General features: G+C 71.3%; 15 protein-coding genes. All 15 read left to right on the top strand.

From position 1 onward, the window contains the following. Nucleotides 1–2 precede the first annotated feature (2 nt). Nucleotides 3–1,286, top strand: coding sequence for a kynureninase (gene kynU, locus ACN26Z_RS25350; RefSeq protein ID WP_421463644.1), 1,284 nt, complete (start codon nucleotides 3–5; stop codon nucleotides 1,284–1,286). Continuing rightward, nucleotides 1,283–2,614: an FAD-dependent oxidoreductase gene (locus ACN26Z_RS25345; RefSeq protein WP_421463642.1), complete on the top strand. Its 1,332-nt coding sequence runs from the start codon at nucleotides 1,283–1,285 to the stop codon at nucleotides 2,612–2,614. Before kynU ends, ACN26Z_RS25345 begins: the two co-directional genes overlap by 4 nt. A 20-nt stretch (nucleotides 2,615–2,634) precedes the next feature. Then, nucleotides 2,635–4,116, top strand: coding sequence for a 2-hydroxymuconic semialdehyde dehydrogenase (locus tag ACN26Z_RS25340; RefSeq protein WP_421464721.1), 1,482 nt, complete (start codon nucleotides 2,635–2,637; stop codon nucleotides 4,114–4,116). A gap of 76 nt (nucleotides 4,117–4,192) precedes the next feature. Further along, nucleotides 4,193–4,990 (top strand): 2-keto-4-pentenoate hydratase, encoded by a 798-nt coding sequence (locus ACN26Z_RS25335; protein ID WP_421463640.1) that lies wholly within the window; start codon nucleotides 4,193–4,195, stop codon nucleotides 4,988–4,990. Further along, nucleotides 4,987–5,916, top strand: coding sequence for an acetaldehyde dehydrogenase (acetylating) (locus tag ACN26Z_RS25330; protein ID WP_093411253.1), 930 nt, complete (start codon nucleotides 4,987–4,989; stop codon nucleotides 5,914–5,916). The genes ACN26Z_RS25335 and ACN26Z_RS25330 overlap by 4 nt, the downstream gene beginning before the upstream one ends. Then, complete coding sequence (gene dmpG, locus ACN26Z_RS25325; protein WP_421463638.1) at nucleotides 5,913–6,968, top strand: 4-hydroxy-2-oxovalerate aldolase; 1,056 nt, start codon at nucleotides 5,913–5,915, stop codon at nucleotides 6,966–6,968. Before ACN26Z_RS25330 ends, dmpG begins: the two co-directional genes overlap by 4 nt. Beyond that, on the top strand, nucleotides 6,965–7,738 hold the full coding sequence (locus tag ACN26Z_RS25320) for a 2-keto-4-pentenoate hydratase (RefSeq protein ID WP_282237106.1): 774 nt from the start codon (nucleotides 6,965–6,967) through the stop codon (nucleotides 7,736–7,738). The genes dmpG and ACN26Z_RS25320 overlap by 4 nt, the downstream gene beginning before the upstream one ends. Nucleotides 7,739–7,937: 199 nt before the next feature. Continuing rightward, entirely contained in the window at nucleotides 7,938–8,390 is a 453-nt protein-coding gene (locus tag ACN26Z_RS25315) for a RidA family protein (protein WP_282240713.1), read from the top strand. After that, complete coding sequence (locus tag ACN26Z_RS25310; RefSeq protein WP_093411261.1) at nucleotides 8,387–8,911, top strand: 3-hydroxyanthranilate 3,4-dioxygenase; 525 nt, start codon at nucleotides 8,387–8,389, stop codon at nucleotides 8,909–8,911. Before ACN26Z_RS25315 ends, ACN26Z_RS25310 begins: the two co-directional genes overlap by 4 nt. Continuing rightward, a complete protein-coding gene (locus ACN26Z_RS25305) occupies nucleotides 8,911–9,921 on the top strand; it encodes an amidohydrolase family protein (protein WP_421463635.1) in 1,011 nt (336 codons plus the stop codon). The genes ACN26Z_RS25310 and ACN26Z_RS25305 overlap by 1 nt, the downstream gene beginning before the upstream one ends. 28 nt (nucleotides 9,922–9,949) lie before the next feature. Then, on the top strand, nucleotides 9,950–10,168 hold the full coding sequence (locus ACN26Z_RS25300; protein ID WP_093411321.1) for a type II toxin-antitoxin system VapB family antitoxin: 219 nt from the start codon (nucleotides 9,950–9,952) through the stop codon (nucleotides 10,166–10,168). Then, nucleotides 10,165–10,593 (top strand): PIN domain-containing protein, encoded by a 429-nt coding sequence (locus ACN26Z_RS25295; RefSeq protein WP_093411265.1) that lies wholly within the window; start codon nucleotides 10,165–10,167, stop codon nucleotides 10,591–10,593. Before ACN26Z_RS25300 ends, ACN26Z_RS25295 begins: the two co-directional genes overlap by 4 nt. Nucleotides 10,594–10,649: 56 nt before the next feature. Next, nucleotides 10,650–12,113 (top strand): amidase, encoded by a 1,464-nt coding sequence (locus ACN26Z_RS25290; RefSeq protein WP_421463632.1) that lies wholly within the window; start codon nucleotides 10,650–10,652, stop codon nucleotides 12,111–12,113. Nucleotides 12,114–12,183: 70 nt separating this feature from the next. Next, entirely contained in the window at nucleotides 12,184–12,468 is a 285-nt protein-coding gene (locus tag ACN26Z_RS25285) for a hypothetical protein (RefSeq protein WP_282240714.1), read from the top strand. Beyond that, nucleotides 12,455–12,868: a DUF5130 family protein gene (locus ACN26Z_RS25280; protein WP_093411273.1), complete on the top strand. Its 414-nt coding sequence runs from the start codon at nucleotides 12,455–12,457 to the stop codon at nucleotides 12,866–12,868. Before ACN26Z_RS25285 ends, ACN26Z_RS25280 begins: the two co-directional genes overlap by 14 nt. Nucleotides 12,869–12,870: the final 2 nt, after the last annotated feature.

The raw sequence follows: 12,870 nt of genomic DNA, 5'->3' as shown, positions 1-12,870 counted from the left end.
CGATGAGCAACGACACCGAGGCCGAGGCGCTCCGCCTCGACGCGGCCGAACCGGGGCATCGGCACCTGTTCCACGTGCCGCCGGCCGACGGTGGTCGCTATCCGGAGGCCGCCTACCTGGCGGGCAATTCGCTCGGCCTGCAACCGAGGGCCACCCGGGACGAACTCCTGGCCGATCTGGACGCCTGGAGCCGGCTCGGCGTGGAGGGGCATCTGGCGGCGGAACGGCCCTGGCTGCCGTACCACGAGCTGTTGACGGCGCCGGCCGCCCGACTGGTCGGCGCCCTGCCCACGGAGACCGTGGTGATGAACTCGCTGACGGTCAACCTGCACCTGCTGATGGTCAGTTTCTACCGACCGGCGGGCGAGCGGACCCGGATCGTCATCGAGGACGCCGCCTTCCCGTCGGACAGTTACGCGGTGCGCAGCCAGGCACGGTTCCACGGCCTCGACCCCGACAGCACGGTCGTCCGGCTCGCGCCGCGTCCCGGTGAGGACACCCTGCGCACCGAGGACATCACCGGCTACCTGGCGGCGGAGGGCCACACCGTGGCGCTGGTGCTGCTCGGCGGCGTCAACTACCTCACCGGCGAGCTGATGGACATTCCGGCGATCACCGCGGCCGGCCGGGCCGCCGGCGCGGTCGTCGGGTGGGACCTGGCGCACGCGGCGGGCAACGTGCCGTTGTCGCTGCACGACTGGGACGTCGACTTCGCCGCCTGGTGCTCGTACAAGTACCTCAACTCGGGGCCCGGCGCGCTGGCCGGGGTCTTCGTGCACGAACGGCACCACGGCGACGACAGCCTGCCCCGCTTCGAGGGGTGGTGGAGCACGGCGGCGCAGACCCGGTTCGAGATGGCTCCGGTGAGCCGGCCACCGGCCACCGTCGAGGCGTGGCAGATCTCCAACCCACCGATCTTCGCGATGGGGCCGGTCCGCACCTCGCTGGAACTGTTCGACTCGGTTGGCATGCCGGCGCTGCGGGCGCGCAGCCTCCGGCTCACCTGCTACCTGGAGCGGCTGCTGGACGAGGTCACCGCCGGCCGGCCGCTCACCGTGATCACTCCGCGTGAGCCGCGCCGACGCGGTTGCCAGCTGTCGGTACGCATCGGCGCGGGCAGCGCCAACGAGCTGACCAAGCGACTGCGCCACGAGCACGGGGTGATCGCCGACGCCCGGGAACCGGATGTGGTCAGGTTCGCCCCGGTGCCGCTCTACTCGACGTTCCATGACTGCTGGCGAGTCGCGGACGCGTTGGCCGCGACGGTTTCGGAGGCGGCCCGGTGACCGGGGAACGCGACGAGATCGCGGTGGTCGGTGCCGGGCTGGCCGGTTGCCTGCTGGCCTGCTTCCTGGCGCGCCGGGGTCATCAGGTGGCGCTCTACGAGCGGCGCCCGGATCCGCGCAGCGGCGCCCCCGAGCGGGGCCGGTCGATCAACCTGGCGCTCTCCGAGCGGGGGCTCGACGCGCTGCGTCGTATCGGGCTGGCCGAACAGGTGATGGCGGACGCGTTGCCGATGCGGGGCCGGATGATCCATCCGGTGGCCGGGGCACCGGGATTCCAGTCGTACAGCGTCTCCGGCGGCCGGGCGATCAACTCGATCAGCCGGGGCGCGTTGAACAACGCCCTGCTGGAGGCCGCCGCCAAGCTGCCGGGGGTGCGCATCGCCTTCGAGCACCGGCTGGTCGGGCTCGACCCGGCCACCGCGACGATGACTTTCGAGACGCCGGGGGGCACGGTCACCGCGGGCGCGCGGGTGGTGCTCGGCACCGATGGCGCCGGTTCGGCGGTACGCGGGCAACTGCTCGCCCACGGCCTGGTCACCGAGAGCGTCGACTTCCTCGACTACGGCTACAAGGAACTGACCATCCCGCCGCTGGGCGGCGACTTCGCCCTGGACCCGGGTGCGCTGCACATCTGGCCGCGCGGCACCTCGATGATGATCGCGTTGCCCAACCCGGACCGCTCCTTCACCTGCACCCTGTTCTGGCCCACCCACGGCACTGCCAGCTTCGCCTCGCTGGGCAGCGCGGCGGCGATCGAGCGGCATTTCGCGCAGCACTATCCGGACCTGCCGCCGATCGCTCCGAACCTGGTCGACGACTACCAGCACAACCCGGTCGGGGTGCTCGGCACGGTGCGGTGCGATCCGTGGCAGGTCGACGGCCGCGTCGCCCTGCTCGGCGACGCGGCGCACGCCATCGTGCCGTTCTACGGCCAGGGCGCGAACTGCGCCTTCGAGGACGTGGTGGAGCTGGACCGCTGCCTCGACGAGTGTGCCGGGGACTGGTCGGCGGCGCTGCCGCTGTTCCAGCGGCGCCGACAGGACAATGCCGAGGCGATCGCCCGGATGGCGCTTGCCAACTTCGTGGAGATGCGCGACAAGGTCGCTTCCCCGGTCTTCCGGACCCGGAAGCGCGTCGAGCACGCGTTGGAGCGTGCTCTGCCCGGCCGGTACGTCTCCCAGTACGAACTGGTGTCGTTCTCCACCGTCCCGTACGCGCAGGTGCGGCGTCGGGTCCGCCAGCAGTACCAGGTGGTCGGCCTGGCCGCGGCCGGCCTGGCGGCGGTGGTCGGCGCGGCGGTGGCGCTCGGGCTCAGGAGACGCGGATGACGCTCTGGGATCCCCGGCTGATGGCCGGACGGGCACCTGACGGTCCCGGTCTGCTGCGGAACTTCGTGGGCGGCGAGTTCGTCGCTGCCGGAACCCGGTTCACCAAGCGCAGCCCGGTGACCGGCGAGCCGGTGTTCGAGGTGGCCGAGGCTGACCGGTCCACGGTGGACGACGCGGTGACGGCGGCCCGGGCGGCATTGCGGGGCCCGTGGGGCCGGGCGGGGGAGCGGGAACGCGCCGAGGTGCTGCGCCGCGTCGCCGACGAGCTGGAGCGTCGCTTCGACGACCTGGTGGCCGCCGAGGTCGCCGACACCGGCAAGTCCATCTCGCAGGCCCGCACCCTGGACATCCCGCGGGGCGCGGCGAACTTCCGGGCCTTCGCGGAGATCGTGGCGACCGCGCCGACCGAGTCGTTCACCACTGTCACACCGACCGGTGGTCGGGCGCTCAACTACGCGGTGCGCAAGCCGGTCGGCGTGGTCGCGGTGATCGTGCCGTGGAACCTGCCGCTGCTGCTGCTCACCTGGAAGGTCGCCCCCGCTCTGGCCTGCGGCAACGCGGTGGTGGTCAAGCCGAGCGAGGAGACGCCCGCGTCGGCCACGCTGCTCGCCGAGGTGATGGCGGCGGCCGGGGTGCCGGACGGCGTGTTCAACCTGGTGCACGGCTTCGGGCCCGGATCGGCCGGCGAGTTCCTCACCCGTCACCCGGGCGTCGACGCGATCACCTTCACCGGTGAGTCGGCCACCGGCGGTGCCATCATGCGAGCCGCCGCCGACGGGGTGAAGGCGGTCAGCTTCGAGCTTGGCGGCAAGAACGCCGGGCTTGTATTCGCCGACGCAGACCTGGACGCGGCCGTGACCGGCTCGGTCCGGTCGAGCTTCACCAACGGCGGTCAGGTGTGCCTCTGCACCGAACGGATCTACGTGCAGCGGCAGGTGTTCGAGGAGTTCACCGCGCGGCTGGCCGAGCGCGCCGGCGAGCTGGCGTACGGCTGGCCGGCCGACGAGGCGACGGTGAACATGCCGCTGATCTCCCACGGCCACCGGGACAAGGTGCTCGGGCACTACGACCTGGCGCGGGCCGAGGGCGCGCGGGTGCTCGCCGGTGGCGGGGTGCCCCGGTTCGACGACGCCCGCGACTCTGGCGCGTACGTGCAGCCGACGGTGCTGACCGGGCTCGGCCCGGACGCGCGGACCAACCGCGAGGAGATCTTCGGCCCGGTGGTGCACGTGGCGCCGTTCGACGACGAGGACGAGGCGTACGCCCTGGCCAATTCCACCGAGTACGGCCTGGCGGCGACGGTCTGGACCCGTGACGTGGGCCGGGCGCACCGGGCCGGTGCCCGGTTGGACGCCGGCATCGTCTGGGTCAACACCTGGTTCCTACGCGACCTGCGGACCCCGTTCGGTGGGGTGAAGGCCTCCGGCATCGGTCGCGAGGGTGGCGTGCACTCGCTGGATTTCTACTCCGAGCTGACGAACGTCTGCGTGGACCTGTCATGAGCGAACGGAGTAAGCGAATCATCGGGTTCAGTGCGGTGGTGCCTCATGACGGCACGCAGCGAAGCGGAGTGCCGTCATGAGCGATCTTGATATGGCGGCCAAGGAACTGGCCGAGGCGCGCGACACCGGCAAGCCCTGCCCGCCGCTGCGCGGGCGACTTCTTCCACAGGGCGACGTCGGTGCCGCGTACCGGGTGCAGCAGCGCCAGGTGGGCGAGTGGCTGGCGTCCGGCCAGCGGCGGGTCGGCGCGAAGATCGGGCTGACCTCCCGGGCGGTCCAGGAGAGCCTCGGGGTGTACGAGCCGGACTTCGGGGTGCTCACCGACGCGATGGCGGTGCCCGACGGCAGCGAGGTGACGATCGGCCGCCTGCTGCAACCCCGGGTGGAGGCGGAGGTCGCCTTCGTGCTCGGCGCCGACCTGCCCGACGACCGGGTCACCACCGCCGACCTGCTGCGCGCCGTCGACCATCTGCTCCCGGCCATCGAGATCGTCGACTCGCGGGTCGCCGGCTGGGACATCTCCATCGTGGACACGGTGGCCGACAACGCCTCCAGCGGCCTGTTCGTGCTCGGCACCACGCCCCGCCGGCCGGCCGAGGTCGACCTGCGGCTGTGCGGGATGGTCCTCGAACATGCCGGGGAGCCGGTGTCGGTGGGGGCCGGAGCGGCCTGCCTGGGCAATCCGTTGCACGCGCTGGCCTGGCTGGCCGGCACGATGGCCCGCGCCGGTGACCCGCTGCGCGCCGGTGACGTGGTGCTCTCCGGCGCGCTCGGCCCGATGGTGCCGGTGACGCCGGGTGCCGCGTACGAGGCCCGGATCTCCGGTCTCGGCTCGGTCCGGACCTGCTTCTCCTCCAGGGAGGTCGACGGATGACGGGTGTGGCGGTGATCGGGTCGGGCAACATCGGCACCGACCTGATGATCAAAGTTTTGCGGTTGTCGGAATCGCTGCGGATGGTGGCGATGGCGGGTATCGACCCGGCTTCTGACGGGCTGGCCCGGGCCCGCCGGCTCGGCGTGGCCACCACCGCGCAGGGTGTCGAGGGTCTGGTCGCGATGCCCGAGTTCGCCGACGTGGACCTGGTCTTCGACGCCACCTCGGCCGGTGCGCACCGGCACAACGACGCGGTGCTGCGCGCGCACGGGCGGACCGTGATCGACCTGACTCCGGCGGCGATCGGCCCGTACGTCGTACCGCCGGTGAACCTGGAGGAACACCTGGGCGAGACCAACCTCAACATGGTCACCTGCGGTGGGCAGGCGACCGTGCCGATCGTCGCCGCGGTGCGGCGGGTGACCCCGGTCGCGTACGGGGAGATCGTCGCGTCGATCGCCTCGCGGTCGGCCGGCCCGGGCACCCGGGCCAACATCGACGAGTTCACCGAGACCACGGCCCGGGCGATCGAGGTGGTCGGCGGCGCCGACCGAGGCAAGGCGATCATCGTGCTCAATCCCGCCGACCCGCCGCTGCTGATGCGCGACACCGTCTACTGCCTCTGCCCGGACCCCGACGCCGACCGCGCCGCCATCGCCGCCTCCGTCGGCGACATGGTGGCCACCGTGCAGGAGTACGTGCCCGGGTACCGACTCAAGCAGGACGTGCAGTTCGACCGCGTCGACAGCTACGTACCGTCGCTGGGACGGCAGCTCACCGGGTGGCAGGTATCGGTCTTCCTGGAGGTTTCCGGCGCCGGGCACTATCTGCCCGCGTACGCCGGGAATCTGGACATCATGACCTCGGCCGCGCTGCGCACCGCGCAGCGGCTGGTCGCCCTGCGGGCGGAGGTGCTGGCCAAGTGACAGAGTTGTACATCCAGGACGTCACGTTGCGCGACGGCATGCACGCCATCGCCCACCGTTACACCGTCGACCAGGTCCGCACCATCGCCGCCGCCTTGGACGCCGCCGGGGTGGCCGCGATCGAGGTGGCCCACGGTGACGGTCTGGCCGGGTCCAGCGTCAACTACGGCCACGGCGCGGCCAGCGACGCCGACTGGATCGCGGCGGCGGCCGAGGTGATGACGAGGGCGAAGCTGACCACCCTGCTGCTACCCGGCATCGGCACCATCGCCGACCTGAAGGCCGCCCGCGCGCTCGGGGTGACGAGCGTCCGGATCGCCACCCACTGCACCGAGGCGGACATCTCCGCCCAGCACATCTCCTGGGCCCGGGAGAACGGCATGGACGTGGCCGGTTTCCTGATGATGTCGCACATGAGCGACCCGGCCGGGCTGGCCGCCCAGGCGAAGCTGATGGAGTCGTACGGTGCGCACTGCGTCTACGTCACCGACTCCGGCGGCCGGCTGCTGATGTCCGACGTGGCGCAGCGCGTCGACGCGTACCGGCAGGTGCTTGAGCCGACCACGCAGATCGGCATCCACGCGCACCACAACCTTTCCCTCGGGGTGGCCAACAGCGTGATCGCCGTCGAACACGGCCGGATCGCCGGCGACGGCCCGCCGGGGTCGCCGGCCGGCCGGACGGTCCGGGTGGACGCCTCCCTCGCCGGCATGGGTGCCGGCGCCGGCAACGCACCGCTGGAGGTCTTCGTCGCGGTCGCCGAGCTGTACGGCTGGCAGCATGGCTGCGACGTCTTCGCATTGATGGACGCCGCCGATGACATCGTCCGCCCGTTGCAGGACCGGCCCGTCCAGGTCGATCGGGAAACCCTCTCCCTGGGGTACGCGGGGGTCTACTCCAGCTTCCTGCGCCACGCCGAACGGGCCTCGGCGCGCTACGGCGTGGACGTCCGATCGATTCTGGTGGAACTGGGCCGACGCCGGATGGTCGGCGGGCAGGAAGACATGATCGTCGACGTGGCGCTGGACCTGGCCGGCAAGGAAAAATCATGATCGGGCCGGACATCGCGGGGATTGCCGAGACGCTCGGTACGGCTGCCGACACGGCCACCGCCACCGCTCAACTCGCCGTCGAGACCGGGCTGGACGTCGACGCGGCGTACGCGGTGCAGACCGCGCTGGTGCAGCGCCGGCTGGACCGGGGAGAACGGCTCGTCGGGTTGAAGATGGGGCTGACCAGCAAGGCGAAGATGGCCCAGGTCGGCGTGGACGAGGTGATCTGGGGCCGGCTCACCGATGCGATGCGGGTCCCCGACGGCGGCACTGTCGACGTGGCCGAGTTCATCCATCCCCGGGTCGAGCCGGAGGTGGCGTTCCTGCTGGACCGGCTTCCCGAGCCCGGTGAACCAGTCGGTGACTTCACCGACGCGGTGCGGGCGGTCGCTCCGGCGATCGAGTTGATCGACTCCCGGTACGCGAACTTCACCTTCTCCCTGCCGGACGTCATCGCCGACAACACGTCGGCCGGCGCGTTCGTGATCGGCCCCTGGTCGCGGGTGCCGGACGGGCTGGACAACCTGGGCGTGTTGCTGGAGATCGATGGGCGGGTGGCACAGGTCGGCTCGACGGCGGCCATCCTCGGTGACCCGCGTCGGGCGCTCGACGAGGGCATCCGACTGGCGGGCCGACACGGCGTACGGCTGCGCTCGGGCTGGGTCTTTCTGGCCGGCGCGGCGACTGCCGCGGTGCCGTTGCGTGCTGGTGCTCGTGTCCGGGCTGTGGTCGAGAAGCTCGGTACGGCTTCCTTGCGGAGTTCGTCGTGACCGGCCTTGGGGTTCCGGGCAGCCCGACCGGCTCCGGGCGGTCAGGCTTGATCCCTGCGCCGGTCGGGCTGCCCGGAACCCTCGACGTGGTCGGGGTCCGTGCGCCGGTGCCAGGTGGATTGGATCTGGTGTGGCCGGTGCCGGTGCCGGTGCCGGTGCCGGTGCTGGCTGGGTGGGGGTCTGGTGCTGTCCGTCCGGGTTGTCGCGGGGGTCTGTCGTGAGTGGGGGTGACGGGGCTCGGGTGGTTGCCGGGAAGGCGGTTCCTCGGGGGGCGTTTCCGCATGTGAAGGTGGCGGGCGGGTTCGTCTTCGTGTCGGGGACGTCGTCCCGGCGGCCGGACAACACGTTCGCGGGTGTGTCGGTGGACGAGTTCGGCACGACCGACCTGGACATCCGGGCACAGACCCGGGCGGTGATCGAGAACATCGCGGACCTGCTGCGGTCGGTCGGTGCCGAGCTGACCGACCTGGTCCAGGTGACCAGCTATCTGGTCAACATGAATGACTTCGGGGGATACAACGAGGTGTGGGCGGAGTTCTTCGATGCGACCGGGCCGACCCGGACGACTGTCGCCGTGCACCAGTTGCCGCATCCGCACCTGCTGATCGAGATGCAGGCCGTCGCCCTGCTCCCAGAAGGAGGCCAGCCATGAGTGAGATCGCCGAGCCGTTCAGCTTTCCCGGCTGGATCGCCGAGAACCAGCACCTGCTGAAGCCGCCCGTGGGCAACAAGGAAATGCTGCCCGGCTCCGAGGACTTCATCGTGATGGTGGTCGGCGGCCCCAACCAGCGCACCGACTTTCACGTCGACCCGTACGAGGAGTTCTTCTACCAGGTCAAGGGCAACATGCACATCAACCTCATGCTGCCCGAGGGTCCGCGTACGGTGCACGTGCGCGAGGGCCAGATGTGGATGCTGCCCCGGAACACGCCGCACTCGCCGCAGCGACCGGAGGCCGGCTCGATCGGGATGGTGATCGAGCGGGTACGCGAGGAGGGGACGCTGGAGAAGTTCCAGTGGTACTGCCCCGAGTGCTCGCACAAGGTGCACGAGGTCGAATTGCAGGTGCGGGACATCGCCGCCGACCTGCCACCGGTCTTCGCCGCGTTCTACGGCGACGAGTCGGCGCGTACCTGCGACAACTGCGGCGCCCTGCACCCGGGCAAGGGCTGATGGTGTCTCCGGTGGTGGACGTGCACACGCACGTCGTACCGAAGGGCTGGCCGGACCTGGCCGCCGCGTGCGGCGGGTCCGGCTGGCCCTGGCTGCGGGTCGACTCGGAGCGCGCCGCCATGATCATGGTCGGCGAGACGCCGTTCCGCCCGGTCGGCGCGGAGTGCTGGGACGCCGACACCCGGCTGGCCGACATGAGCACCGACGGGGTCGACGTGCAGGTGGTCTCGCCCACCCCGGTCTTCTTCTGCTACGACCGGCCGGCCGACCAGGCGGTGAAGGTGGCCCGCATCTTCAACGACCTGACCCTGGAGGTCACCGCCGCGGGCGGGGATCGGCTGCTGCCGTTCTGCCAGGTGCCCTTGCAGGACCCGGACGCGGCCTGCGCCGAGGTGGACCGCTGCCTGGCGGCCGGCCACGTCGGCGTGGAGATCGGCAACCACGTCGGCGACCGGGACTTGGACGACGCCGGCATCGTGACGTTCCTGACCCACTGCGCCGAGGTCGGTGCGCCGGTCTTCGTCCACCCGTGGGACATGGCCGGCAGTCCCCGGCTGGACCGCTGGATGGCCCGGTGGCTCACCGGCATGCCCGCCGAGACCCACCTGTCGGTGCTGGCGATGATCCTCGGCGGGGTGTTCGACCGGGTGCCGGACACGTTGCGGATCTGCTTCGCCCACGGTGGCGGCAGTTTCCCGTTCTGGCTGGGGCGTGCCGACAACGCCTGGCACCGCCGCGGTGACCTGGTACGCGGTGCCTCCGCCGCGCCGCCCAGCTCCTACGTCGACAGGTTCTACGTCGACTCGGTGGTCTTCTCGACTCCCGCCCTGCGGCTCCTCGTGGACATCATGGGCGCGGAGCGGGTGCTGGTGGGCAGCGACTACCCGTACCCCCTGGGCGAACGCCCGGCCGGCGCGGTGGTCCGCCAGGCCGACTTCCTCACCGACGCCCAGCGCGCCAACCTGCTCTCCACCAATGCCCTCCGCTTCCTCGGGCGAGGCGATATATAAGGGTGGAATGCTCGTATATACTGGGGCCATGAAGACTGTTATTGATCTTGATGATGAGCTGCTCGAACGGGCCCGTCGTGAGCTGGGCACCAAGAGCAAGAAGGACACCATTCACGCCGCGCTCCGGATGGTCGCCGAGCGCAGCGAGCGGATGGATGGGATCCGGGAGTTGCTCTCCATCGATCGGGACTGGACCGGCTTGCTGGAGGATGACAAGACACCCGGCGGTAGGCGGGACGCAGCGTGACCCCTCCGCCCGGCCTATACCTGATCGACACCTCGGCCTGGGGCCGCCTCCGCCAGCCGATCGTCGGAAAGCGGATCCTGGCGCTGCTCGAGGAGAGGCTGGCCGCGACCTGCCTACCGTTGGACCTGGAGGACGGGCGTAGCGCCCGCGACTTCAGGAATGCGATGACGATCCGCGCCCGGCGCGCCGAGCTGATGATCGACCTTCCAATCACCCCGGCCGTGGCGACGAGAGCGCGGGACCTGCAACTCGCGTTGACCGCCCGGGGACACCACCGGGCCGCGAGTCCGGTGGATCTCATGGTCGCCGCCTCTGCCGCCGAGTACGCGGCCACCGTTCTCCACTACGACCGGGATTTCGACCTGTTGGCGGAAGTCGGTGGACCACGGTCCGAGTGGGTGTCGCCACCGGGCACCCTTGCCTGAGGCCGGACGCTCGTGTCGAGGCGGCGACGAGTGGCCTGAGCGGGCAGGATGGCGGCATGGCCGAGCCGCATGACCTGACCGCGCTGGAACAGGCCGCCGCGCTCGCCCGTGGCGAACTGTCCAGCCTGGACCTCGTCGAGCATCATCTGCGGCGGGTCGACGCGCTCGGCGACACGGTGGGCGCCTTCGTCACCGTCACCCCCGAGCTGGCGCGCGAAGCCGCCCGCGCCGCCGACGCGACGCCGGTCGATCGGCGTGGGCCACTGCACGGGGTACCGACCGCGATAAAGGACCTGACCCTGACGGCGGGCGTCCGCACCACGTTCGGTTCGGCCGCCTTCGCGGACTTCGTACCGCCCGTCGACGCCGACGTGGTGCGCTTCATGCAGGCTGCGGGCCTGGTCAGTCTCGGCAAGACCACCACCTCCGAGCTGGGCTGCTCGCTGTACTCCGAGACCCTGGTGGCGCCGCCGGCCCGCAATCCGTGGGCGTTGGCGTACACCGCCGGCGGCTCCAGTGGTGGCGCGGCGGCGGCTGTGGCGGCGGGCCTGGTGCCGGTGGCGCAGGGCTCCGACGGTGGAGGCTCCCTGCGGATTCCCGCGTCGCTGTGCGGGCTGATCGGCTACAAGCCAAGCCGCGGCGTGGTCTCCGGCGGTCCGCTCGGATTCGGCGCCTTCGGCCTGCCGACCAGCGGTCCGCTGGGCCGGACCGTTGCCGACGTGGCCGCGCTGCTGGACGTGCTGGCCGAGCCGGTGCCCGGCGAGCCGTACCTGCCGCCGGCACCGCCGCCGGGCGGCTATCTCGCCGCCGCCCGGGCCGCCGAGCCCGGCCCGCTACGGGTCGGCCGGTTCACCACCCCGATGCTCGCCGACGAGCCGGTCCACCCGGACTGTGTCGCCGCGGTGGACCGGGCCGCGGAGTTGCTCGTCGCCGCCGGGCACGAGGTCGTCGAGGTGCCGGTACCGCTCGGCCCGCAGGTCTGGCCGCTGTTCGAGATCGTCTGGTACGTCCTCGCGCTCGCCCCGGTGCCGCCGCAGCGGGAGTCCGAGCTGCTGCCGCTTACCCGTTTCCTGCGGACCCAGGCCGCCGGGATCTCCGCCGGCACGCTCACCGCGACCCTCGGCGAGATCCAGGCGCAGGTACGCCTCGGCGTCCGTCGTACCGCCGGCTGTGACCTGCTGCTCTGTCCCACCCTGGCGGCCCCGCAGGCGCCGGTCGGCTGGTTCACCCAGGGGCGTACCCCGGCGGAGGATTTCGACAGGCAACGCCGCTTCTCCCCGTACTGCGCGGTCTTCAACGTCACCGGTCAGCCGTCGGTTTCGCTGCCGGTTGGCGTGACCGCCGAAGGGCTGCCGGTCGGCGTGCTGCTCACCGGCCGCTACGGCGACGACGCGAGGCTGATCGCGACCGCTGCGCAACTGGAAGCCTCCAGTGGCGGATGGGATCGGCACCCCGCAGTCTGGCGGAGCGTCGGCTCCGCTAACGTGAATGACAGCGGAGTCGGGAGGTCACCGCGGTGATCCACCACCCGACCCGATCGAAGATCTCTCTTTCCGCCTGGGGGCGTTGGGATTGTCTGTAACCGACACGTTGCTGGTTTTCGTCGGCATCCCGGCAGCCATCGTGCTGGTGATCGCCGGCCTCGTCTACGCGGGCAGCCAGGGCGGGGGTGGCGGTGCCAAGCGGTACCGGCCGGGCCGGCCGTTCACCTTCACGCCGGTGTGGTTCCTCGGCCGCCCCGAGGAACTGGCCGACTCCGCGGGCACCGCGCTGTCGGTGGGGGCACAGGCGCCCGCGCTGACCAGCCGCACGCAGGAACAGGCCGGCGTAGAGGCGCCGACCGGTGGAACCGGAGGCGCAAGTGACCGTTGGTGAGAAGCAGCACGCGGCCGGGACGGAGAACCCGCCGGACGTGCTCGACGGGCCGTTCTCGACTCGCCAGCTGCTGCGCATCGACGAGGCGCTGCGGGTGGCCGACCGGACGACCGGCCTGGTCTTCTCCGTCTTCGTCGGCGGCCTCGACGAGCCGATCCGGGAGCACGCCGAGCGGTTGCACCGGCAGCTGGCCGAGCCCGACCGGTCGGTGCTGATCGCGATCTCACCCAACCAGCGTCAGCTGGAGATCGTCACCGGCCGGTACGCCCGCAAGCGCGTCCCGGACACGTACGCCAAGATCGCCGCGTTGTCGATGGTGGCCTCGTTCGGTGGCGGTGATCTCGCCGGCGGCATCATCCAGGGCCTCGACCAGCTCTCCCGCTACGCCGGCAAGGGCTGAGC

This window comes from Verrucosispora sp. WMMD703 (genome assembly GCF_049178935.1).
GTDB classification, from domain to species: domain Bacteria; phylum Actinomycetota; class Actinomycetes; order Mycobacteriales; family Micromonosporaceae; genus Micromonospora; species Micromonospora sediminimaris.
This window is presented reverse-complemented; position numbering and strand designations above follow the sequence as displayed.

Coding starts and splice junctions, on each gene's coding strand:
- ACN26Z_RS25310 (WP_093411261.1), top strand. CDS start 8,387: ATGAGTGAGATCGCCGAGCCGTTCAGCTTTCCCGGCTGGATCGCCGAG.
- ACN26Z_RS25290 (WP_421463632.1), top strand. CDS start 10,650: ATGGCCGAGCCGCATGACCTGACCGCGCTGGAACAGGCCGCCGCGCTC.
- kynU (WP_421463644.1), top strand. CDS start 3: ATGAGCAACGACACCGAGGCCGAGGCGCTCCGCCTCGACGCGGCCGAA.
- ACN26Z_RS25340 (WP_421464721.1), top strand. CDS start 2,635: ATGGCCGGACGGGCACCTGACGGTCCCGGTCTGCTGCGGAACTTCGTG.
- ACN26Z_RS25330 (WP_093411253.1), top strand. CDS start 4,987: ATGACGGGTGTGGCGGTGATCGGGTCGGGCAACATCGGCACCGACCTG.
- ACN26Z_RS25300 (WP_093411321.1), top strand. CDS start 9,950: ATGAAGACTGTTATTGATCTTGATGATGAGCTGCTCGAACGGGCCCGT.
- ACN26Z_RS25305 (WP_421463635.1), top strand. CDS start 8,911: ATGGTGTCTCCGGTGGTGGACGTGCACACGCACGTCGTACCGAAGGGC.
- ACN26Z_RS25320 (WP_282237106.1), top strand. CDS start 6,965: ATGATCGGGCCGGACATCGCGGGGATTGCCGAGACGCTCGGTACGGCT.
- ACN26Z_RS25335 (WP_421463640.1), top strand. CDS start 4,193: ATGAGCGATCTTGATATGGCGGCCAAGGAACTGGCCGAGGCGCGCGAC.